At 66.9% G+C, this 22329-nt stretch carries 24 protein-coding genes; 8 read left to right on the top strand and 16 right to left on the bottom strand.

Annotated features, from left to right (window positions below; translation table 11 throughout):
• Positions 1–29: 29 nt before the first annotated feature.
• The 5 genes from SSA01S_RS12250 to SSA01S_RS12230 form a co-directional block, all read right to left on the bottom strand.
• Positions 30–917: an LOG family protein gene (locus SSA01S_RS12250; protein ID WP_058733971.1), complete on the bottom strand. Its 888-nt coding sequence runs from the start codon at positions 915–917 to the stop codon at positions 30–32.
• 33 nt (positions 918–950) lie between these two features.
• Complete coding sequence (locus SSA01S_RS12245) at positions 951–1613, bottom strand: extensin family protein (protein ID WP_061780574.1); 663 nt, start codon at positions 1611–1613, stop codon at positions 951–953.
• Positions 1614–1655: 42 nt separating this feature from the next.
• Positions 1656–1877, bottom strand: a complete 222-nt coding sequence (locus SSA01S_RS12240; protein WP_058716023.1) for a helix-turn-helix domain-containing protein — start codon at positions 1875–1877, stop codon at positions 1656–1658.
• A complete protein-coding gene (locus SSA01S_RS12235; RefSeq protein WP_167348917.1) occupies positions 1877–2383 on the bottom strand; it encodes a DUF2975 domain-containing protein in 507 nt (168 codons plus the stop codon). Before SSA01S_RS12235 ends, SSA01S_RS12240 begins: the two co-directional genes overlap by 1 nt.
• A 102-nt stretch (positions 2384–2485) precedes the next feature.
• Positions 2486–3151 carry a DUF4328 domain-containing protein gene (locus SSA01S_RS12230; protein ID WP_167348916.1) on the bottom strand — a complete coding sequence of 222 codons (666 nt, stop codon included), beginning with the start codon at positions 3149–3151 and terminating at the stop codon, positions 2486–2488.
• A gap of 151 nt (positions 3152–3302) precedes the next feature.
• On the opposite strand from SSA01S_RS12230, the gene SSA01S_RS12225 reads away from it, so the two are divergent.
• Together SSA01S_RS12225 and serA are read left to right on the top strand one after the other, a co-directional pair.
• A complete protein-coding gene (locus tag SSA01S_RS12225; protein ID WP_061780571.1) occupies positions 3303–4460 on the top strand; it encodes a phosphoserine transaminase in 1158 nt (385 codons plus the stop codon).
• Positions 4461–4545: 85 nt separating this feature from the next.
• Positions 4546–6123 carry a phosphoglycerate dehydrogenase gene (gene serA, locus SSA01S_RS12220; RefSeq protein ID WP_061780570.1) on the top strand — a complete coding sequence of 526 codons (1578 nt, stop codon included), beginning with the start codon at positions 4546–4548 and terminating at the stop codon, positions 6121–6123.
• Between the two features lie 411 nt (positions 6124–6534).
• Here the strand turns inward: serA and SSA01S_RS12215 are convergent, their stop codons facing one another.
• Positions 6535–7383: a hypothetical protein gene (locus SSA01S_RS12215; RefSeq protein ID WP_061780569.1), complete on the bottom strand. Its 849-nt coding sequence runs from the start codon at positions 7381–7383 to the stop codon at positions 6535–6537.
• Positions 7384–7620: 237 nt separating this feature from the next.
• Here SSA01S_RS12215 and SSA01S_RS12210 point away from each other — a divergent pair, with 237 nt between their 5' ends.
• Both SSA01S_RS12210 and SSA01S_RS12205 read left to right on the top strand, forming a co-directional pair.
• Entirely contained in the window at positions 7621–8727 is a 1107-nt protein-coding gene (locus tag SSA01S_RS12210; protein WP_061780568.1) for an ATP phosphoribosyltransferase regulatory subunit, read from the top strand.
• Between the two features lie 112 nt (positions 8728–8839).
• Positions 8840–10129 (top strand): adenylosuccinate synthase, encoded by a 1290-nt coding sequence (locus SSA01S_RS12205; RefSeq protein WP_061780567.1) that lies wholly within the window; start codon positions 8840–8842, stop codon positions 10127–10129.
• A 139-nt stretch (positions 10130–10268) separates the two neighbouring features.
• Here the strand turns inward: SSA01S_RS12205 and SSA01S_RS12200 are convergent, their stop codons facing one another.
• The 7 genes from SSA01S_RS12200 to SSA01S_RS12170 form a co-directional block, all read right to left on the bottom strand.
• Entirely contained in the window at positions 10269–10676 is a 408-nt protein-coding gene (locus tag SSA01S_RS12200) for a hypothetical protein (protein WP_061780566.1), read from the bottom strand.
• A gap of 61 nt (positions 10677–10737) precedes the next feature.
• Entirely contained in the window at positions 10738–11805 is a 1068-nt protein-coding gene (gene aroC, locus SSA01S_RS12195; protein ID WP_061780565.1) for a chorismate synthase, read from the bottom strand.
• Positions 11802–12329 (bottom strand): GNAT family N-acetyltransferase, encoded by a 528-nt coding sequence (locus SSA01S_RS12190; RefSeq protein WP_061780564.1) that lies wholly within the window; start codon positions 12327–12329, stop codon positions 11802–11804. The genes aroC and SSA01S_RS12190 overlap by 4 nt, the downstream gene beginning before the upstream one ends.
• Positions 12326–12577: a hypothetical protein gene (locus SSA01S_RS12185; protein WP_156477774.1), complete on the bottom strand. Its 252-nt coding sequence runs from the start codon at positions 12575–12577 to the stop codon at positions 12326–12328. The genes SSA01S_RS12190 and SSA01S_RS12185 overlap by 4 nt, the downstream gene beginning before the upstream one ends.
• Complete coding sequence (gene fabI / locus SSA01S_RS12180; protein ID WP_061780581.1) at positions 12570–13361, bottom strand: enoyl-ACP reductase FabI; 792 nt, start codon at positions 13359–13361, stop codon at positions 12570–12572. Before fabI ends, SSA01S_RS12185 begins: the two co-directional genes overlap by 8 nt.
• A gap of 8 nt (positions 13362–13369) precedes the next feature.
• On the bottom strand, positions 13370–14341 hold the full coding sequence (locus tag SSA01S_RS12175; RefSeq protein ID WP_061780562.1) for a YihY/virulence factor BrkB family protein: 972 nt from the start codon (positions 14339–14341) through the stop codon (positions 13370–13372).
• A 7-nt stretch (positions 14342–14348) separates the two neighbouring features.
• Complete coding sequence (locus SSA01S_RS12170; protein WP_061780561.1) at positions 14349–15302, bottom strand: DnaJ C-terminal domain-containing protein; 954 nt, start codon at positions 15300–15302, stop codon at positions 14349–14351.
• Positions 15303–15403: 101 nt separating this feature from the next.
• Between SSA01S_RS12170 and SSA01S_RS12165 the strand changes: the two genes are divergently transcribed.
• Entirely contained in the window at positions 15404–15634 is a 231-nt protein-coding gene (locus tag SSA01S_RS12165) for a hypothetical protein (protein ID WP_061780560.1), read from the top strand.
• Between the two features lie 31 nt (positions 15635–15665).
• Here SSA01S_RS12165 and SSA01S_RS12160 read toward each other — a convergent pair whose 3' ends face one another.
• The 3 genes from SSA01S_RS12160 to SSA01S_RS12150 are packed head-to-tail and all read right to left on the bottom strand — an operon-like array spanning position 15666 to position 19759.
• Entirely contained in the window at positions 15666–16349 is a 684-nt protein-coding gene (locus SSA01S_RS12160; protein ID WP_240954669.1) for a transglycosylase domain-containing protein, read from the bottom strand.
• Positions 16350–16380: 31 nt separating this feature from the next.
• A complete protein-coding gene (locus tag SSA01S_RS12155; RefSeq protein WP_061780558.1) occupies positions 16381–17292 on the bottom strand; it encodes a transglutaminase family protein in 912 nt (303 codons plus the stop codon).
• A 10-nt stretch (positions 17293–17302) separates the two neighbouring features.
• Positions 17303–19759 (bottom strand): circularly permuted type 2 ATP-grasp protein, encoded by a 2457-nt coding sequence (locus tag SSA01S_RS12150; protein WP_061780557.1) that lies wholly within the window; start codon positions 19757–19759, stop codon positions 17303–17305.
• Positions 19760–19922: 163 nt separating this feature from the next.
• On the opposite strand from SSA01S_RS12150, the gene pdxH reads away from it, so the two are divergent.
• Genes pdxH through SSA01S_RS12135 form a run of 3 tightly spaced genes read left to right on the top strand, consistent with a single transcriptional unit; the run spans position 19923 to position 22257 of the window.
• Complete coding sequence (pdxH, locus tag SSA01S_RS12145) at positions 19923–20504, top strand: pyridoxamine 5'-phosphate oxidase (RefSeq protein WP_061780580.1); 582 nt, start codon at positions 19923–19925, stop codon at positions 20502–20504.
• Positions 20501–21454: a cation diffusion facilitator family transporter gene (locus SSA01S_RS12140; RefSeq protein WP_061780556.1), complete on the top strand. Its 954-nt coding sequence runs from the start codon at positions 20501–20503 to the stop codon at positions 21452–21454. The genes pdxH and SSA01S_RS12140 overlap by 4 nt, the downstream gene beginning before the upstream one ends.
• A complete protein-coding gene (locus SSA01S_RS12135; protein ID WP_061780555.1) occupies positions 21454–22257 on the top strand; it encodes a PhzF family phenazine biosynthesis protein in 804 nt (267 codons plus the stop codon). Before SSA01S_RS12140 ends, SSA01S_RS12135 begins: the two co-directional genes overlap by 1 nt.
• The last annotated feature ends 72 nt before the right edge of the window (positions 22258–22329 follow it).

The following is a 22329-nucleotide window of genomic DNA, read 5'->3' as shown; positions in this document are numbered from 1 at the left end:
TGCAAGGGGAGGAATGGCATGGATGGGGATCAGGCCTGTTCGGCTTCCTTGCGGGCGCGTTCCTCGTAGAAGTTGCGCACCACGTCCCACGCCTCTTCGGCGGTCTCGACATAGGTGAAGATGCTCAGGTCGCGCTCGGAGACCACGCCTTCCTCGACCAGCGCCTCGAAATTGACGACGCGTTCCCAGAAGGCGCGGCCGAACAGCAGGACGGGGATGGGCTGGATCTTGCCCGTCTGGATCAGGGTCAGCAGCTCGAACAGTTCGTCGAACGTGCCGAAGCCGCCCGGGAAGGCCGCCAAGGCGCGCGCGTGCAGCAGGAAGTGCATCTTGCGCAGCGCGAAATAGTGGAACTGCAGGCTCAGCGACGGCGTGACATAGGGGTTCGGCGCCTGTTCGTGCGGCAGGACGATGTTCAGGCCGACCGACTCGGCACCGACGTCAGCCGCACCGCGATTGGCGGCTTCCATGATCGACGGACCGCCGCCCGAGCAGACGACGAACTGGCGCATGCCGCGATCGTCGCGGGGCAGGCGGCTGGTGATCTGGGCCAGCTCGCGCGCGATGTCGTAATATTTGCTCTTGGCGACGAGGTTCTCGGCGATCTTGCGCGACTTGTCGTCATGCGCCAGCGCCAGCATCGCTTCGGCCTTGGCAGGCTCCGGGATACGCGCCGAGCCATAGAAGACGAAGGTCGAGGCGATCTTGGCCTCTTCGAGCAGCAACTGCGCCTTTAGCAGTTCCAGCTGGAAACGGACGGGGCGAAGGTCTTCGCGCAGCAGGAAGTCCATGTCCTGAAAGGCCAGCGTATAGGCGGGGCTTTCGGTCTGCGGCGTCGAGACGATCGTCTTGGCGCTCTCGGCGTCCTGGCTGGCATTGGGGAAGACGCGGTTCGGTACTTGGGTCTTATCGGTCATTTTGGGTGATGTAGGATATCCCACGCCCCTGCGCTACCGGCAAAAGCGCGCATTGTCGTCCTCCAGATGCAGGTGGTTGCGATGCGCCGCATTATAGTCTGGGCTGAGTACCGTGCCGAAGCGCTTGCAGGCCGAGGCGCGAATGACCGTCCAGAAATGCCGCACCTGCGGATCGCTCGAATACCAGTCGTTCAGCAGGGTGATGCGCCGCCCGTCCTTCAGCACGAAGCCGCCGACATCGACCGCATTGGCCAGTGCATGGCCCGAACGCCGGTCGCCGATCCGCTTGCTCCCGACGATGTTGCGACAGGCATAGGTGCCCATGCCCTCGACCTTGGCCAGCGGCGAGCCCAGGATTTGCCAGGCGGCGGGCGCGACGGCGTTGCGCACCCATCCGGCAAAGGCGCGGGCATTGCCGCATCGCATCGCGGTGACGCCGGTGACGGGCACGCCGATATCGGTCAGTTGCACCGCGCCGTAGAGACCGCAGCCCGGCCCCAGCTCCTTGTCGGGCAAGCGGCGATAGTCCACCCCCTCGCGCCGCAGATCGGCCTCGCACTGCGCGGTTTCGCGGATCGGCGGGCGGTAAGGTTCGGGGCGCGAAGCCTGCTGGACGGGCCGGTCGGGACGACCACAGGCGGAGAGAATCGCCGCCCCCAGGATCGGAACGACGAGAAACAAGGGGACGCGAACCATGCGACCCCTTGCTCCCTTTACCGCCGCTTTGGCCAGCCCCGATCAGCCGTGCGGAGGCGTGTCTGCGACATGCTCCAATATGTCGCCCGGCTGGCAGTCGAGCGCGGTGCAGATGGCATCCAGCGTGGTGAAGCGAATGGCGCGCGCCTTGCCGGTCTTGAGGATCGACAGATTGGCCAGCGTCAGATCGATCCGCTCGGCCAGCTCGGTCAGCGACATGCGCCGGTCGAGCAGCAGCCGGTCGAGATTGATGCGGATCGCCATCAGATGGTCCCTTCCGCATCCTCGCGCAGACGCACGCCCTCGCGGAAGATCTGCGCCAGCACCAGGGTCAGCAGGATCGCGAACACGCCGTCCACGCCCATCGGCTTGACCATGCCCTGCGACTCGAAAGGCAGGATGGGGGGCAGTGCGAATTGCAGCAGATAGGCGGCCGCGATGGTGCCCGCGATCCAGTGCAGCCGTTTGACGTTGGCGAGGGTGAAGGGCTCGCCCGCCGCCGTGCTGCGCAGCATCTGGATCAGCGGCAGCAGCGCCGCCCACGCAAGACCCAAGGCGATCAGCATGACCGCCAGCGCGGCGGTGACCACCCCGGGAGTCTTCATGTCCAGCGCCTGGGCGTTGACGTGCACCGTCCCCAGAGCGCCGGGCGAGATCGCATCGACGATCAGTGCGCCGACGGCCGCCAGGATGACGGCCGTGACGAACGCCAGAATGGCGAGCAGCGCGGCATAGAGCAGCGTGCTGATGTGACTGGCGAAGCGTGTCATGGCGTCCTGTCCCTCCATATCAAATTACTATCGATAATCGATAATAAATCATCGATTATCGAGCAACGTAAATATCGAAATTCGATATGGATGTGTTAATGGTCAGGCTGGCGGCGATGTCTCTGCGCCTGACATGTCCGCTTCGCGGGCGGTACGCTGGCTCTGCAATGTCGAGATGTCGGCCAAGAGGCGGCACAGCAGGATGGTCAAGGGCACGTCCAAGACCAGCGACAAGACATAGAGCCAGTCGACCGCGATGAGCGACTCAGGCGTTTTCGCCGCCACCGACAGGCGAAAGGTCAGATTGCCGAGCAAGGTCGAGGCGAGCCAGAATCCCCACCACAGCCGCATCCAGTCTGGCACGGGCACCGAATCGGGGTTTTCCGAATCGATCGTAGCCCCCCGGGTCTGGCGAATCCCGGCGAACGGCATCCACAGATTGGCGAACGGTACGAAGAACCAGCCGACATTCCATTTCGGGCCGACGGTCATCTTATCGCTCCAATGATGGGCGTTGCGGTTGATCCGGTGAATCCAACGCGCCACGAGGATGCCGCAGACGATATAGGCCAGCATATAAGGCAGGCTCGCCAATGCCGAAATATCGGCAGCGTCTTCAATCGCTTCGGCGGTGCCTGGCGGCGAACCCAAGCCGCCCAGAATATAAATTTCGCCGATGCAGGACAGGGCCAGAATGCCTTCGGTAGCAAGCCACAACCACGCCAATCTCTTGCACCATATTGCCAGGCCCGTGGGATCGCGCAGCATCACCTTTCCTCCTTCGGCGGGTTCGGCACCAAAACTGGCCGAATATTGCGTCATGACGATTGCGGTTGTCATCTTCGATCGACATCGCTAGGGCCGTCGACGGGCCACGCGGTCCCAACGCCGCGCGTGCTCTCTGTGAGGAGAGTCTTAAATGACTGATACGACTGCCGCTGACGCCACTCTTGCGCCCGCGAAGCCCGCCACCAAACCGGCGCGTCCCTATTTCTCCAGCGGTCCCTGCGCCAAGCCTCCCGGTTGGGAAGCGGCCAAGCTCGCGACGGACAGCCTCGGCCGTTCGCATCGCTCGAAGATCGGCAAGCAGCGGCTGCAATATTGCATCGACTTGATGCGCGAGCTGCTGAAGCTCCCCGACACCCACCGTATCGGCATCGTCCCCGGCTCCGACACCGGCGCGTTCGAGATGGCGATGTGGACCATGCTGGGTGCCCGCCCCGTCACCACGCTCGCCTGGGAAAGCTTCGGCGAGGGCTGGGTGACCGACGCGGTCAAGCAACTCAAGCTCGATCCCACCGTCCTGCGCGCCGATTACGGCCAGATCGCGGACCTGGATGCGGTCGACTGGTCGAACGACGTGCTCTTCACCTGGAACGGCACCACCTCGGGCGTGCGCGTGCCCAATGGCGACTGGATCGCCGACGACCGCGAGGGCCTGTCCTTTGCCGACGCGACCAGCGCGGTGTTCGCCTATGACCTGCCCTGGAACAAGATCGATGTCGCGACCTTTTCGTGGCAGAAGGTGCTGGGCGGTGAGGGCGCGCACGGCGTCCTGATCCTGGGCCCGCGCGCCGTCGAACGGCTTGAGACCTACACCCCCGCCTGGCCGCTGCCCAAGGTGTTCCGCCTGGTGTCGAAGGGCAAGCTGGCCGAAGGCGTGTTCAAGGGCGAGACGATCAACACGCCGTCGATGCTGGCCGTCGAGGACGCGATCCTCGCGCTCGAATGGGGCAAGGGGCTGGGCGGCGCGGAGGCGCTGATCAAGCGTTCGGACGCCAATGCGGCGGCCCTCAACAAGATTGTCGAGGAGCGCGACTGGCTTGGTCATCTGGCGGCCGATCCGGCGATCCGCTCGACCACCAGTGTCTGCCTGACGGTCGAGGGCGCAGACGAGGCGGTCATCAAGAAGATGGCCTCGCTGCTCGAAGCCGAAGGCGCGGCCTATGACGTGGCGGGCTACCGCGACGCGCCCGCCGGCCTGCGCATCTGGTGCGGCGCCACGGTCGAAACCGCCGATATCGAGGCGCTCGGTCCCTGGCTCGACTGGGCCTACGCGGCCGCCAAGGCGGCCTGATCCTTTCCTGAATGACTCCCGGCCAGCGGGCCGCGGACCTTCCCCATTCCACAACCCCGGCCAGCCTGGGGCGACGAGGTGAACCATGCCCAAAGTTCTCATCAGCGACAAAATGGACCCCAAGGCCGCCCAGATCTTCCGCGAGCGCGGGGTCGAGGTGGACGAAATTACCGGCAAGACGCCCGAAGAGCTGAAGGCGATCATCGGCCAATATGATGGTCTGGCGATCCGCAGCTCGACCAAGGTGACCAAGGAGATCTTGGAGCACGCGACGAACCTGAAGGTCGTCGGCCGTGCCGGGATTGGTGTCGATAACGTCGACATCCCCGCCGCCAGCGCCAAGGGCGTGGTGGTGATGAACACCCCGTTCGGCAACTCGATCACCACCGCCGAACACGCCATCGCACTGATGTTCGCGCTCGCCCGCCAGCTGCCCGAGGCCGATGCCTCGACGCAAGCCGGCAAGTGGGAGAAGAACCGCTTCATGGGTGTCGAGCTGACGTCCAAGACGCTGGGCCTGATCGGTGCGGGCAATATCGGCTCGATCGTCGCCGACCGCGCGCTGGGCCTGCGGATGAAGGTCGTCGCCTTCGACCCGTTCCTGACGCCCGAGCGCGCGCTGGAGATGGGCGTCGAGAAGGTGACGCTGGACGAGCTGCTCGCCCGCGCCGACTTCATCACGCTGCACACGCCGCTGACCGACCAGACCCGCAACATCCTGTCGGCCGAGAATCTTGCCAAGGCCAAGAAGGGCGTGCGTATCATTAACTGCGCGCGCGGCGGCCTGATCGACGAGGACGCGCTGAAGGCGGGACTCGATTCGGGCCATATCGGCGGCGCGGCGCTCGACGTGTTCAAGGTCGAACCGGCCAAGGAAAGCCCGCTGTTCGGCACGCCGAACTTCATCTCGACCCCGCACCTCGGCGCGTCGACCACCGAAGCGCAGGTCAATGTCGCGATCCAGGTCGCCGAGCAGCTGGCCGATTTCCTCGTCTCGGGCGGCGTCACCAACGCGCTGAACATGCCCAGCCTGACCGCCGAGGAAGCGCCGAAGCTGAAACCGTATATGGCACTCGCCGAAAAGCTCGGCTCGCTGGTCGGCCAGCTGTCGCACGGCGCGGTCACCGGCATCGCGATCGAGGCGGAAGGTGCGGCCGCCGCGCTCAACTTGAAGCCGATCACGGGTGCGGTGCTGGCGGGCTTCATGCGCGTCCATTCGGACACGGTGAACATGGTCAACGCGCCGTTCCTCGCCAAGGAGCGCGGTCTCGATGTGCGCGAAGTGCGCCATGACCGAGAGGGCGATTACCACACGCTGGTCCGCGTGACGGTGACGACGGCGGACGGCGAGCGCTCGGTCGCGGGCACGCTGTTCGGCGATCAGGCCCCGCGCCTGGTCGAACTGTTCGGCATCAAGGTCGAGGCCGACCTCGCCGGGCCGATGCTCTATGTCGTCAACGAGGACGCACCGGGCTTCATCGGTCGCCTGGGCACCACGCTGGGCGAGGCCGGTGTGAACATCGGCACCTTCCACCTCGGCCGCCGCTCGGCGGGCGGTGAGGCGGTGCTGCTGCTCTCGGTCGACGAGGCGGTGGACGCGGAGCTGCTGGGTAAGGTCAAAGCGCTGCCGGGCGTAAAGACCGCGATGGGTCTGGTGTTCTGATCCGATAGGGTCGGATTTCCGTAAAAAGGGGTCGGGTGCCAAAAGGCATCCGGCCCCTTTTGGTTTGCGGTCAGTCGAGCGTCGCCTCAGCTCCGCCGAGAAGGGGACGCGGCGCGGGACCGGATGGCGGCTCTATGGGTTCGAGGCCGTCGTCGCTGCGCAGTGGAGGAAAGTTCGGCGGCGGACGACCGCCCGCTACGAAAATGGCGGTTATCGCAGCTCGTATCTCCGCCCTTTCCGCACCGGTCATGCGGGGTGGGCCGGTAATATCTTTGATCGGCATGGGCAGTCCTCCCACGATGCTGACGTGCACAGGATAGCATAGCTCGACGAAGGGCGCGAAGGTCTTGCCCCCCGGATCGATCGCCGAAGCAAGGGCCGGGTCTTCTGTCGTTCCCGCCCTTTTGAGCATCAGACGACGGGTTCCTGCGGAAGCAGCGCATCACGACGCGCACGGATCGCGTCTGCTTCGTCTGGCGTCAGGTCCAGTCGATCGAGTCGCTCGTCGAGCAGAACCGGCAGCGTGGCAGCAGGGTGGACCACCGCCAGGGTGAACGTCTCGTCCTGCGCGGGGTCGTAATGGGTCCAGGGCCGCTCGTCCTGGGTGAAGCCGCTGGCGATCGCCTTGCCGGTCAAGGCGGGGTCGATCGGCGCATAGGTGATCCGGCTTCGGTCCTTCTTGTCGGTGCGCTGGGTGATGCGTGCCCAGACCGGCCGCAGCGGTGCCGGTTGGCGCATGGCCTTGATCGAGGCCGACTGATGCAGGAAGCGCCGCATCATCAGGACTGAAAACACCGCAAAGACGACCACGACCAGCAGCGAGCCGATAAAGCGGTTCCAGAACTCCTCGATCGCCAGCGACAGGGTGATATTGTCGGGATGGCCATGCTCGGCGACGATGCGGGTTTCGCGATCCTCGTTGCCGAACGCCATGTAGGAGAAGCTGACCGCTCGCGACCGGATTGCGCCGTCGCGGGGATAGGCGATGGTCGCCTTGCAGTTCACGCTGAACTTGCGCATCCGGCATTCACCATCGACCATCGAGGCTTGCGGCACCTCAACCGGGGCACGCAGGATACGGTAATCAGTGTACAGGCCCGGCCAGATGGTGGCGACGATGGCCAGCGCGCCGAAACCCAGCAGGATGCCGAACACCAGCAGCCTGTAATGATCGGCAAATCCGGTCCGTCGCACCATGATGGGCCGCGGGGGCAGCAGCCCCGATGGATCGGGAAGGCCGTAGTCGGTCGTCTGCAACATGCTCCTCCTTGGTTCGGCGGCTATCTATCGTCGTTCCGCCAACAGATGCGAAAGTCTTGAGCGACCAAGGGGTTGCATGCGTAACGAGAATTGCCGTGGGCAATCGCGGTTGACGCCGCAGGCCTTAGTGACCAATCACGAAATCCTCCGTCCCCAACCGACGATCGAGCTACAGGGTTTTTCGCGCGTGATCCGCTTCCCCACATCCGACTGTGCATGCTTCAAGGACAAAGCCCGATGACCGCGCTCCTTCCCGAAGGCTATCACGACCGTCTTCCCCCCTATGCCGATGCCGCCGCGTCGGTGGAGGCGCGGGTGCTGGAGGCGGCGCGGCTGCATGGTTATGAGCGCGCCGACCCGCCGTCGATCGAGTTCGCCGAGGCGCTGGGCTCGCGGTTGAAGGCGGGGGGGCTGCATGACGCGGTGCGCTTCGTCGATCCGGTGTCGCAGCGCACGCTGGCGATCCGGCCCGACCTGACCGCGCAGGTGGCGCGGATCGCGGCGACCCGCATGGGCCATCACCCGCGTCCGGTTCGCCTGTCCTATGCGGGCACGGTGGTGCGGCTGCGCGGCTCCGAACTCGCCCCCGCGCGTGAGTGGCGGCAAATCGGGGCGGAACTGATCGGCCTCGACTCGACGGCGGCGGCGACCGAAGTGGTGCGCGTCGCGGTTGAGGCTTTGGTCGCCGCGGGCACGACGGGCATTTCGATCGACTTCACGCTGCCCGATCTGGTCGACCTGCTGGCCGCCGGGCCTCTGCCGGTCGCGGCCGATCAGGTGGCGGCGTTGCGCGATCGGCTGGATGCCAAGGATGCGGGCGGGGTCGCGGCGATCGCGCCCGACTATCTGCCGCTGGTCGAGGCCGCCGGGCCGTTCGCGACGGCGATGGAGCGGCTGCGTGCCTTCGACGCCCAGGGTGTGCTCGCCAGCCGCCTCGATGCGTTGGAGGCGATTGCGGCGGCGCTGGGGCAGGGGGTGTCGATGACGCTCGACCCGACCGAGCGGCATGGCTTCGAGTTCCAGAGCTGGTTGGGCTTTTCGCTCTTCGTCGCGGGCCCCCCGCGCGAGGTCGGACGCGGCGGCACCTACACCATTTTCCACGAGGACGGCACCGAGGAGAAGGCCACGGGCTTCTCGCTCTACGCCGATGCCATCGTCGCCACCGCACCGCCGACCGAGCGGCGGCGGCTGTTCCTGCCCTTCGGCACGGCGCCTGAAACGGGCGCGTCGCTCCGGGCGGATGGTTGGGTGACGGTGCAGGCGCTGGAGGAGGGTGACACGCCCGAGGCGCAGCTTTGCACCCATATCCTGGCGGACGGACAGCCACAGGCCATCGCCGGTTGACATAGGGGGCTGCGTCCCGCTAGGCGCGCCCCGCACATTATTGGAAACCCCCATCCGCCGAGTCCTGTCGAAGGGCGCATGGGGTCCGTCCGGCAGGCGGAGCATAGCATCCATGGCAAATGTAGCAGTCATCGGCGCGCAATGGGGCGACGAAGGCAAAGGCAAGATCGTCGACTGGCTGGCCGAGCGCGCCGACATGGTCGTCCGTTTCCAGGGTGGGCATAATGCCGGTCACACGCTGGTCGTCGGCGAGAATGTCTACAAGCTGTCGCTGCTTCCCTCGGGCATCGTGCGCGGCACCCCCAGCGTCATCGGCAACGGCGTCGTCCTCGACCCCTGGGCGCTGAAGGCCGAGATCGAGCGTCTGGCCGAGCAGGGCGTCCATGCCTCGCCCGAGACGCTGCGTGTCGCCGACAACTGCCCGCTGATCCTGCCGATCCACCGCGACCTGGACGGTCTGCGCGAGGACGCCAGCGGCGCGGGCAAGATCGGTACGACGCGGCGCGGCATCGGTCCGGCCTATGAGGACAAGGTCGGCCGCCGCGCGATCCGCGTGTGCGACCTGGCGCATCTGGACGACCTGGGCCCGCAGCTCGACCGTCTGTGCGCGCACCACGACGCGCTGCGCGCCGGGTTCGGCGAGCCGCCGGTCGATCGCGAGCGGCTGCTGGCCGATTTACGCGAGATCGCCGATTTCGTTCTGCCCTTCGCCAAGCCGGTGTGGCGCGACCTCAACGAGGCGCGTGCCGGCGGCAAGCGCATCCTGTTCGAGGGCGCGCAGGGCGTGCTGCTCGACATCGATCACGGCACCTATCCCTTCGTCACCTCATCCAACACCATCGCTGGAGCCGCAGCGGGCGGCTCGGGCCTGGGGCCATCGGGCGTCGGCTTCGTGCTGGGCATTGCCAAGGCCTATACCACCCGCGTCGGCTCCGGGCCTTTCCCGACCGAGCTGGAGGACGAAACCGGCCAGCGTCTGGGCGAGCGCGGCCATGAGTTCGGCACCGTGACGGGGCGTAAGCGCCGCTGCGGCTGGTTCGACTCGGTGCTGGTGCGCCAGTCGGCGGCGGTCGGCGGCATCACCGGCATCGCGCTGACCAAGATCGACGTGCTCGACGGGTTCGACGAGGTGAAGATCTGCGTCGGCTACAAGCTGGGCGACGAGACGCTCGACTATTACCCGACCCATGCGGCGGATCAGGCCAAGGTCGTCCCCGTCTACGAGACGATGGAGGGTTGGCAGGAATCGACCGCGGGTGCGCGGAGCTGGGCAGACCTCCCGGCCCAGGCGATCAAGTATATCCGCCGGATCGAGGAACTAATCCGTTGCCCCGTGGCACTGGTGTCGACCAGCCCGGAACGCGAGGACACGATCCTGGTTCGCGATCCCTTCGCGGATTGATCTCGGAAGGCCCCGGCGACACGTCGGGGCCTTTTTGGTAAACTCCACAGCGTCCGACTTCGTTGAAGCCGTTCGCCAACAAAAAGACCCGGCCGCTCGCGCGACCGGGTCTTTCCCGTAGTGATTGACCCGAAAGGGATCAGCGCATGCCACCGCTGCTGCCCGGCGGTGTGGTGGTCCCACCGGTCGTGCCGCTGCCGACCTGACCGCTGGTAGTCGTATCGCTCCCCATCGTGCTGCCGCCGGTCGTGTCGGGCATGGTCGAGGGCGTATTGACCGTGCTGTCCGGCGTCGTAGTGCGCGAACGGTTCTTGGACCGAGTCGTCGAGCGCGTGCTGGTGCTCGGCATCGTGCTCATCGTGTCGCCGGGCTGGCCCATGGTGGACTGGCCGGGCGTGGTGGTCTGTCCCGGCATCTGACCGGGCATCGTCTGGCCCGGCGCGGTGGTCTGTCCAGACATCCCGCCAGTCGTCCCGCCCGACACCTGCGCCATGGCGGCGGCGGGTAGGATCAGGGCACTGGCGGCGATCACATGCATATAACGCATTGTTTCTCTCCTGCTTTTTTCTCGTGTTATCAACGAGGCAGGAGGAGGCCCGTTCCTCTGGTCAGCCGCATTGGCCGCGATGAAGCAACGCCTGATCGGCTAAAACCAGCGCGACCATTGCCTCGACCACGGGAACGCCGCGAATGCCGACACAGGGGTCGTGACGCCCCTTGGTGGCGATCTGCGTTTCTTCGCCGGTGCGGGTGATCGTATCGACGGGGGTCAGGATCGAGCTGGTCGGCTTGAACGCGACTCGCATCGTGACGGGCTGGCCGGTGGCGATCCCGCCCGCAATGCCGCCCGCATGGTTCGCCAGGAAGCGTGGGCCGCCATTGCCGGCGCGCATCGGATCGGCGTTCTGCTCACCGGTCAGCGCGGCGGCGGCAAACCCGTCGCCGATCTCGAAACCCTTGACCGCATTGATGCTCATGCACGCGGAGGCGAGTTCGCTGTCCAGCTTGGCATAGAGTGGCGCGCCCCAGCCTGCGGGGACGCCGGTCGCCTCGCAGGCGACGACCGCGCCGACCGAGGACCCGGACTTGCGCGCGCCGTCGACGATCGCTTCCCAGCGTTCGGCGGCCGCCGCATCGGGGCAGAAGAACGGGTTGGCGTCGATCTGCGCATCGTCGAACGCCTCGTAATCGATCCGGTCGCCGCCGATCGACTCGACCCAGGCGCGAATCTTGACCTGCGGGATCACCGCGCGCGCGACCGCGCCCGCCGCCACCCGCGCCGCCGTCTCGCGGGCCGAAGAGCGTCCGCCGCCGCGATAGTCGCGAAAGCCGTATTTCGCGTCATAGGCATAATCGGCATGGCCGGGGCGATAGGCGAGCGCGACATTGCCGTAATCCTTGGACCGCTGGTCGACATTCTCGATCATCAGGCTGATCGGGGTGCCGGTCGTCCGCCCCTCGAACACGCCGGACAGGATGCGGACCTGGTCGGGCTCGCGCCGCTGCGTGGTGAAGCGGCTGGTGCCCGGGCGGCGCTTGTCGAGCCAGGGCTGGATGTCCTCTTCCGACAGCGCGATACCCGGCGGGCACCCGTCGACCACCGCGCCCAGCGCCGGGCCATGGCTCTCGCCCCAGGTGGTGAAGCGGAACAGGCGGCCGAAACTATTGAAGCTCACGCAGCATCTCCCAGCCGGGCAAAGGCCGGCGCATGTGTGGCGGCCCCGCGCACGCCGCAGGGGATCAGGCCACCCTGCAGCGGGACGGCCAGGAAATAGTCGCCCGCATAGGGGCTGTCGAAACCGCTCGCGACATCGGCGGCGAAACCGAACCGGCCATAGAAGGCGGGGTCGCCCAGCGCGAAGCACAGGACGACGCGTTCCTTCTCCAGCCGTTCGAGCCCGGCGGCGACAAGCGCCTCGCCCACACCCTGCTGCCGCCATTCGCGGGCGACGGCGATGGGGGCGAGGGCAACCGAATTGATCGATTTGCCGCCGATCTCGACAGCCATCCGGCTGAACGCGATGGCGCCGATCAGCGTGTCGGTATCTTCATCGATGGCGACGAGCATCAGGACCATGTCGCCCTCCACGCACAGGTCGCGGACCAAGGCGGCTTCTGCGGGGGCAGGGAAGCTGGCGACGAGCAGCGCGTCGAGCGCGGCGACGTCGGTCCCCTGGGCGGGGCGGATGGTTATGGTCATCGTACGACGCGACCGATCAGGCTACCCCCGGCGGCGGCAATCGCAGCGCCGCCCGCTACCCATATCCAGGGATGAACCGCATCTCGGCCCATGATCTGGCTCAGACTGATCATGAAGACGATGAACGGCAGGGCAATCATATTGCCCTTGCCACTCCATGTGCCGACGCCAAACGCACGGGCAGCGACGAGGATAACCGCCATGATCGCCGCACTTCCGCCAGCCCAAATCAACGCGTGTTCAGGCAAGCGCGATATCCGGCGCGTCTTCGGCCTTCATGCCGATGACGTTATACCCGGCGTCGACATGGTGGATCTCGCCCGTCACGCCGGACGACAGGTCGGACAGCATGTACAGGCCCGCGCCGCCGACATCCTCGATCGTCACGGTGCGACGCAGCGGTGAATTCAGTTCGTTCCACTTCAGGATATAGTTGAAGTCGCCGATACCGCGCGCCGCCAGCGTCTGGATCGGGCCCGCCGAGATGGCGTTGACGCGGATATTCTCCGGGCCGAGGTCGACCGCGAGATACTTGACGCTCGTCTCCAGCGCCGCCTTGGCCACGCCCATGACGTTATAATGCGGGATGACCTTTTCCGCGCCATAATAGGTCAGCGTCAGGATCGAGCCGCCCTCGGGCATCATCGTCCGCGCGCGCTGGGCGACGGCGACCAGCGAATAGGCCGAGATGTTCATGGTCATCAGGAAATTGTCGAGCGTGGTGTCATAGTAACGACCGCGCAGCTGCGACTTGTCCGAAAAACCAATGGCATGGACCACGAAGTCGATCGTCGGCCACTCGGCCTTCAGCCCCTCAAACAGTGCGTCGAGCGATTCCATCTCGGACACGTCGCAGTCAAACAGACGCGCCACGCCCAGCTGTTCGGCCAGCGGGCGGACCCGCTTTTCCATCGCCGCGCCCTGATACGAAAAGGCGAGCTCTGCGCCCGCCTCCGAAAGCTGCTTGGCGATGCCCCAGGCCAGCGATTTGTCATTGGCCAGGCCCATGATGAGCCCCCGCTTGCCTGCCATCAATCCGTTCACGCCGTTACCGCTCCTGCCGGTTCACTTCCATCAATCGCCCTCTCTAGCCCCGTTTCCGGTGGTTCCGCCAGTGCCGCGTTCAAATGCGCACCGAAAACCAGTCCCAGGCCGATCAGATAGAAGAACAATAGCATCACGACGACGCCCGCCAAGCTGCCATAGGTCAGATCATAGCCGCCCAGCTTCGACAGCACCCAGGGCAGCAGCGCGGTCATGCTGACCCACCACGCGGCGGTGAACAAAGCTCCAGGCCATTTGGGGCAGTCGCTCTCGCGATATTTGCCCGGCGTGACCGAGTAGAAGAGCATGTAGAGCGCACCGAACATCACCACGCCGGGGATCAGCCGCGACAGGCCGACCCACCCCGCGATATCCTGGGCGAAGGGAACGAGGCGGTAGATGAACTGCTCCGCCGCGGTCAGAATACCGGCGGCGAGGAAGGACAGCAGCGCCACCACGACCGAGGCGATCATGACCAGCGTCGAGGACAGGCGCGATTTCCAGAAGGCGGCCGTCGCTTTTACGCCATAAGCACGGTGGAAGATGTCACGGATCGTCTCGATAAAGCCGCCGACCGTCCATAGCCCGACCAGCCCGCCCAGCCAGAGGAGCGAGCCGGTCCGTGCGGCCAGCACATCGGCGATCGGCTTGCGCAACAGATCGCTGACATCGGGGGGCAGGACATGGAGGAAGCTCTCCACCGCATGCTGCGTCTCGTTGCTCTGGCCGAACAGCGAGAGCAGCGCCGCCGTGGTGATGAAGAACGGAAACAGCGTCATCAACGCCAGATAGGCGAGGTTCCCGGCATGGATGAACCCGTCGTTGAAGACGCCGAGCGAGGTTCGCTTCAGGATTTCGAAGGCATAGGAGCCCGGCCGGACCTTGGCGAGTTGCCGGTCCAGCCGGGTGCGGGCCTTCCCATGTTCATGTGCACGTTCTTCAGGGGTCAGGCCATTCGCATCGCTCATCGAACGATCAGACGCCCATGGCGGCCCTCGGGTTCCTGCCGTCGGTCCATTCCGCCGCGAACTGTTGCAGCGCGGCATCATCGGCAGGAATGTCGATCATGAGCGTGATCAGCTGATCGCCGCGCCCGCCATCCTTCCTGTGAAAGCCCTTGCCCTTCAAGCGCAGCGTCTTGCCCGACGTCGTGCCCTTGGGGATGGTCAGCATCACCGGACGCTCGACGGTGGGGGCCTTCACCTGCCCACCCAGCACCGCCTCGTTCAGGCTGATGGGCAGGTCCAGGCGGACATCGTCGCCGTCGCGGGTGAAGAAGGCGTGCGGCACGACCTCGATCGTGATGATCGCATCGCCAGGGCCGCCAGGGCCCTGTTCGCCCTTGCCGCCCAATCGCATTTGGGTGCCGGTGTCGACGCCTGCGGGCAGTTTCAGGTCGATGGTCTTGCCATCGGCCAGCGTGATCCGCTGCGGGCTGAGCGCGGCGGCATCGACGAAGGGCACGCGCAGGGCATAGGCCGAATTGGCACCCTTCGCGGCCGAACGACCCCGGCCGCCGAAGCCGCCAAAGCCCCCCGAAAAGCCGCCACGACCGGCGCCACCGAACATCCCCTCGAAGATATCCGACATGTCGGCACCCTCGCCGCCAAAGTCGAATTGCTGGCGAAAACCGCCCGCGCCGCCGGGGCGGGGCCCGGCCCCGCCGCCGAACCCGCCCGCGCCGCCATAGCCGAAGGGCGAGGCCGGGTTGCCGTCGCCGTCGATCTCGCCCCGGTCGAACCGGGCGCGCTTGTCCTTGTCGTTCAGCAGGTCATAGGCATTGGTGACCTGGCTGAACTTCTCCGCCGCCTTGGGATTGTCCTTGTTGCGGTCGGGATGCAGTTCCTTCGCCAGCTTGCGATAGGCTTTCTTGATATCGGCTTCGCTGGCCGTTCGGCTCACGCCCAGCGTCTGATATGGATCGGCCACTCTGTTCCCCGTTGGCAGTGTATTACCGATCTATGTGGGGAAGTCCGCGCCGGAGCGCAATCCGTGTCCCACGCGTTGCAGCATGGAGAAGGAGACGGATCATGACTCAGCCGATGCAGGCCGTTGGGAAAGACGGCAAAAAAGGTGCGCCGGACGGCGTGTCGGACACGCCGGGCAAGAAGGGCGGCGAGAGCCAGGGCGGCGGTTACGAGGGCGTACCCGAGCGAAAGGGCGACTTCCACGGCGGCCAGAGCGGCGCGGCCTATCATGGCAAGGGTGGTCATCCCGACCCGGACAAGGACAATCCCAATGCGGTGACCGAAGAGGGGTGAATATCGTCGCCACGGGATGACGGCTCCCTCGTCAGGCGCAGCCGTCGAGCATGACATCACCATTGTCCCTTGGCTGGCACCGCCCGGCGAAGAGTCGTTCGACCCGCCGGACCCGTTCGTCAAGGCGCGGGTCCGGACCGAACAGGTGAAAGTCGGACGGTGTCACCAGAACCGCGACCAGCCTTAGCCATTGCGCTTGGGGCAAGTCGGCGGGTGGTTTGCCGTAAACCTGCGCGCTGGCAGTGAACACGCCCTGCATCCAGCCCTTCGGGCCGCGCCCGAACGAAGCTTCTGCCAAAAACAGGGCCAGGATCTGCCGTTTCGACAAGCGGGCCTCCAGCCCCTTGGCATAGGTGGTCTGCCGGAGCTTGCGAACGCCCGGTTTGAACGCGGCGAAGGCCAGATGCTTGGACAGCGATTGGGTGATCGTCGTCACACCTGCGCCGGGCGTGTCATTGCCCACCCCGTGATGATGCCAGAAATCGGGGTCTTCCACGCGAATCAATTGCCGCAGCTCAGCGGGTGTCAGCGCATCGGGGCCGCGCCCCTCGGCGATCAGCCGGTCCGCTCGCGCCTTCAGCCGGGGCGCATCGCGCAAGGCATCGGCATAGCCCATGGCCGCATAGAGCAGCAGGGCGAGCAGAGCGCCGAGGATCGCGAACAACAGGACGGCGAGGATGGATCGGCCCCGGCGCGGCATGGATCTCAAGGTCATCGGCTGGTTCCTCTCCTCGGCAGGTTGCCGATCAGTCGGACAGCGCGGCCTCCGGCGTGTCGGCGCGCTCGACCGGCGCGACATCCACGCTGACATCCATCTTCTGCGCGCCCGAGCCCAGCACCACGCCATCGACCGGCGCGATCTCGGCATAGTCGCGGCCGACCGCGACGATGATATGGTCGCCCGCCATCCAGATGCCGTTGGTGGGATCGACGCCGACCCAGCCGGCTTGCGGGCCGCCCCAGATCAGCACCCAGGCATGGGTCGCGTCCGCACCGACCAGTCGCGCCTGGCCCGGCGGCGGCAGGGTGCGGATATAGCCCGAGGCATAGGCGGCCGGGATGCCTGCAGCGCGAAGGCCGGTGATCATGATCTGCGCGAAGTCCTGGCACACGCCGCGCCGCTGGCGAAAGGCTTCGGCCGGGGGCGTGTCGACCAGGGTGGCGGCGGGATCGAAGGCGAATTCGCGCTGGATACGGTTCGCCAGCGCGAAGCCTGCCTCCAATGCGCCGCGATCCGGCGACAGGTCGGGCGCGCACCATTCGGCAATGGCGGGGTCGAGCGGGATGAGCGGCGAAGGGAAGATATAGTTGGCGGGCCCCGCCGCCGACAGGTCGCGGCTCGACCGGGCAAGCGCGGATACCTCGGCCAGCGTGGGATCGCTGGGAGAGGGCATCGGCACCGGGCGGTCGACGACCATGCGCGCACGGCTCTCGATGGTCAGGCTGCGCACCGGGCGATCGACGACCAGCCGCGTGACATGCGCCAGCCCCGCCTCGGCCCGCGCGGAGCGGGTGCGGCCGACCGGCTCGACGATCAGGTCGTAGGTCTCCAACGTCTGGCCCGGCCAGTCGATGGGCTTCAAACGCAGGTTGCAGCGGGCATATTTGACCTGCGCGCCATAATCGAAGCGGGTGATGTGGCGGATGTCGTAGATCATGCCCCGTCTCTCATGCCAGGGTAAGTCCCCCGGCGCGCAACGGCTCCGCGCCTTGCAGGAAATAGCGCCTGGCGATCGCTTCCGACAGCAGGCCCAGCCGCCGCTCGACATCGCCCAGCGTATCAGCGTCGAGGGTGCGGGCATCCGCCGTTTCCAGCGCGGCGCGGACCGCGATGGCCTGGGCCTGTTGCGGCTCGGCCATGTCGTCGTCGGACAGGACAGGCAGGCGCGACAGGCAGTCGGCGATGCGCGCGGTCTGATAGGCTAGCGCGCGCGGATTGTTGGGATCGAGCGCGACCAGATCGACCACGGCGACGCGCGCGATACCGGTCGGATAACGCTGGCGATAGCTGATCTGGCTGTTGGCGAGGTCGAGCAGGGTGGACAGGTCGTCCGCCGACGCGCCTGCCATGCCGAACAGCCGCGTTGCCCTTGCCACCGCCATTGCGCGTTCGACCCGGCGACCGAGATCGTGGAAACGCCAGGCGGTGGTCCTGACCATATGCTCGGCGGACAGTCCGGCAATGGCGGCATAGCGCCGCTGTAGCGAGCCCGCCCGGTCGAGCATTCCCGGATGGCTGGGGAAGGGGGCTTCCAGCAGGCGCACCATGTCGGCGGACAGCCGGTCGCGCGACCCTTCGCTGATGCCGCGCGCCAGTCGGTTGATCCGCGCCACCGAGTGCCAGCCCTCATCCTCCATCGCAGTGCGCGCGAACTGGGTCAGCGCGGCGCGGCGCAGGCTGTCGGGATGCGGGGCTGCGCCGCCGCCGGTGATGAGCCCGACCAGCCGCCCCAGCGTGCGCGGGTCGAGCGCGCCGCCGCCATCGACATCGATCGAATTGCCCAGCATGACGCGGATCGCGGCGAGCAGCGCCTCGCCCCGCTCCAGATAGCGGCCGAGCCAGAAGAAATTGTCCGCGACCCGGCTGGGCAGCGTCCCCGGATTGCGCCGGACATGCAGCGAGTCGGGATCGGCAAGCAGCGAGACGGGGGCCACCGGCTCGGCCCCGTGAATGCAGACATCGGCGGACCACAGGCCCTCGCCGATCATCGCGGCGGTCGCCTCGGGATGCTCGCCGATCCGGCCGAACCCGCCGGGCAGGACGGTCCAGCTGCCCTCGGCATCACGCGCGGCAAAGACCCGCAGGGAGAAGGGGCGCGGCTCCAGCCGGTCGCCGATGACGACGGGCATGGTCGACAGGCGGACCATCTCCTGCCCGACATAATCTTGCGGCCGTCGGGCCATGTCGTCGCGCAGCGTGGCGCGTTCCTCGGCCGACAGGCTCGCCCCCGTCCGCGCGCCATCGGGCAGGCCCAGCGGGCGGGGGCCGAAGGCGGGGGCGATCAGCAGCCGGTCGAGATGCTCGGCGACATGCGCCGCCTGGGCCGGGCCGCCGCACCACCAGGTCGCGATATTGGGCAGCCGGAGCGCCTCGCCCGACAGATGCTTGGCCAGCGCGGGCAGGAAGGCGGAGAAGGCGGGGCTCTCCATCACGCCCGCACCGGGTGCATTGGCGATCACCACCTGCCCCTCGACATAGGCGTCGATCAGGCCGGGCACGCCGATCTGCGAATGGCTGTCGAAGGCCAGCGGGTCGAGCATCCGGGGATCGAGCCGCCGCCACAGCGCGTCGATCCGTTTCAGCCCTGCGACGGTGCGGACATAGACCTGTCCCTCGATCGCGGCGAGGTCGGCGCCCTCGACCAGCAACAGGCCCAGATAGCGCGCCAGATGCGCCTGTTCGGGATAGCTGGGGTTGAAGCGGCCGGGCGTCAGCAGGCCGATGCGCGGGTCGGCCCTCCGGCACTGGGCGGCGAGCCCGGCGCGAAAGGCGGCGAAGAAGGGCGCGTGCCGCTCCACGTTCAGCCGGTTCTGAAGGCCGCCCAGCGTCCGGCTGACCGCCAGCCGGTTCTCCAGCGCATAGCCCGCGCCCGCCGGGTTGCGCAGGTGATCGGCCAGCACCCGCCACTCGCCATCCGGCCCGCGCGCCAGGTCGAAGGCGACGAAGCTCAGATGATGGCCGCCCGGCGGCGTCACGCCGACCATCGGTCGCAGGAAATAGGGGCTGCCGGTCGCCAGCGCGGCGGGGATATGCCCCTCCGCCACCAGCCGTCCGGGGCCGTAGAGGTCGGCGAGGATCGTCTCCAACAGATCGGCGCGCTGGGTCACGCCCGCCGCAATCCCCGCCCATTCGCCGCTGTCGATCAGCAGGGGCACGGGGGAGACGGGCCAAGGCCGCTCGTCGGTTTCGCCGATGATACGGAAGCCGGTGCCGATATCGGCGGCGTGCCGCTGCACCCGTTCGCGCGCATGGGCCAGGTCGCTGGCGACGGCGGCCAGTTCCTCCAGCATCGCGCGCCAGGCGGGGTTGTCGGAGCCCGCCATCACGTCCGCCTCACCCGCGGTGGCGCGATAGGCGGCGATCCAGGCGGCGGCCTGGGCGGGGCTGTCCTCTGCGGGGTCCATGTGGGCGGGAAAATCGCCGGATCGGACCGATGTTGCAACACATGATTGGCGATGGGCCGATTTGGTCTGAATAAATCCTTGGTCGTCAAAGCCATGAGGACAGGACTCAGCGTTTCCGTTCGTGACGTTGGTTTTCCCGGCCCATGGGCGTATGGGCGGGCGCATGGCAGACGATCCCCATGCACTCTTCCGCGCCTGGTTCGCCGAGGCGCGGGCGAGCGAAATCAACGATTCCAACGCGATGGCGCTGGCGACGGTCGATGCGCAGCGCCAGCCCTCGGTGCGCATGGTGCTGCTCAAGGGTCATGACGAGCGCGGATTCGTGTTCTACACCAATCGCGAAAGCCGCAAGGCGCAGGAGCTGGGCGAAGGCAGCAAGGCCGCGTTGCTGTTCCACTGGAAGTCGCTGCGTCGTCAGATTCGCATTGAGGGCCCCATCTCGCGCGTCGATGATGCCGAGTCGGACGCCTATTTCGCCAGCCGCGGCCGCGATTCGCAGCTGGGGGCCTGGGCTTCGGACCAGTCGCGCCCGCTCGACGCGCGTGAGACGTTCGAGGCGCGGTTCGAGGCGATGCGTGCCCGGTTCGAGGGCGGCGACGTGCCGCGCCCGCCGCATTGGGGCGGATATCGCGTGACCCCGCAACGGATCGAGTTCTGGCTCGACCGCGAACACCGGCTGCATGAGCGCCGGGTTTTCACCCGTACGGCCGAAGGTGGCTGGAACGAAGGATTGCTGTTTCCGTGACCCAGGACGAACGTAAGAGAGTCATTCCGCTGGCGACCCGCGCGGCGCTGGCCAGCGTCGGCATGGCGCTGTTCCTGCTGGCGCTGAAGGGGTTCGCCGCGTGGCGGACCGGATCGGTCGCGATGCTGGGCTCGCTGGCCGACACCGCGCTCGACCTGCTCGCCAGCTTGGTGACGCTGTACGGTGTGCGGCTGGCGGCGACGCCCGCCGACCACGACCATCGGTTCGGGCACGGCAAGGCGGAGGCGCTGGCGGCGCTGTTCCAGGTCGCGCTCATCACCGCCTCGGCGGCGGGCATCGCCTGGCGCGCGGTCATGGCGCTGGGCGCGGATAATCCGACCAGCGACGCCGAGTTTGGTATCGGCGTGTCGGTGATCGCGATCGCCGCGACCGTCGTTCTGCTCGCCTATCAGCGCAGCGTTATCCGCCGCACCGGATCGGTCGCGATCCTGGCGGACAATGTCCATTACCAGTCGGACGTGATGCTCAACGGATCGGTCATCATCGCGATGGTGCTGGACCAGTATCTCGGCTGGCACGGCGCGGACCCCATCTTCGGCATCGCCATCGCGCTGTGGCTGGCCTGGGGGGCGTTCCAGGCGTCCTCGACCGCGATCGACCAGTTGATGGACAAGGAATGGTCCGACGACCAGCGCGCCGCCTTCCTCGACGTCGCCGCGCGCCAGCCGGGTCTGAAGGGCATTCACGACTTCCGCACCCGTCGCTCGGGCAGCCACGACTTCGCGCAGTTCCATATGGAGGTCGACCGCAACATGACGGTCGCCGCCGCGCATGACGTGGTCGAAGGCGTAGAGCGGGCGCTGCGTCACGCTTTCCCCAAGGTCGAGGTGCTGATCCACCTCGATCCCGAAGGCCATGTCGACACCGACAATCCGCTGGTCGAGGCGGACGTGACCCCCCACTGGTTCGGTAAGCGCGTAGGCTATTGATGCGCATTCCCTTCACCCAGGTCGATGCCTTTGCCGACGCAGCCTTTGGCGGCAATCCGGCGGCGGTGATGATGTTGTCCGCCTGGCTGGACGACGCCACGCTGCTGGCGATCGCGCAGGAGAACAACCTGTCCGAAACCGCCTTCCTCGTGCCGCATGACGGCGATGAGGCGGATTTCGGCCTGCGCTGGTTCACGCCGGGCGACGAGGTGGAGATGTGCGGCCATGCCACGCTGGCGAGCGGGCATGTCGTGCTGTCGTCAGATACGACGCGGAACCGGGTGCGCTTCGCCACGCGCCATGCCGGGGTGCTGGAGGTGGCACGCGACGGGCTGGGCTATAGCCTGTCCTTGCCCGAGCGCACGCCGTCACCCGAGCCGCTGCCCGCCGTGGTCGAGGCGCTGGGCGTCGACGGCGTGGTCGAGACGCTGCGCCATCCGGCGGGCTATTCCGTCGTCGTGGTCGACGAGGCGGCAGCCGTGCGGAGTTGTGCACCCGACTTTGCCGCACTGGCCAGGGCGGGACGCTATGTCGTCATCCTGACCGCGCGCGGCGGGGCGGGCGAGGTGGATGTGGTCAGCCGAGTCTTCGTACCTGCCTTTGCCATCGACGAGGACCCGGTGACGGGTGCGGCCCATGCGGTCATCACGCCCTATTGGACGAAAAAGCTGGGCCACGACGCGTTCACCGCCGAACAGGCCAGCGCGCGGGGCGGGCGGTTGACCTGTCGACTGGACGGCGACCGGGTGATCCTGGGCGGCGGATGCGTGACGGTGATCGAGGGGACGTTCCTGCTGCCGTGATCGCGCGTCGATCGGTGAATCGTTGCGGTCGTCCAATTCTCACCTTATTATGGCGGGCGGTCTCTACGGTGA

Origin of the sequence: Sphingomonas sanguinis NBRC 13937 (assembly GCF_001591005.1) — a bacterium.
Taxonomy (GTDB): Bacteria; Pseudomonadota; Alphaproteobacteria; order Sphingomonadales; family Sphingomonadaceae; genus Sphingomonas; species Sphingomonas sanguinis.
Note: the sequence above shows the minus strand (reverse complement) of the source record. Positions and strands in the feature narration are given on the sequence as shown.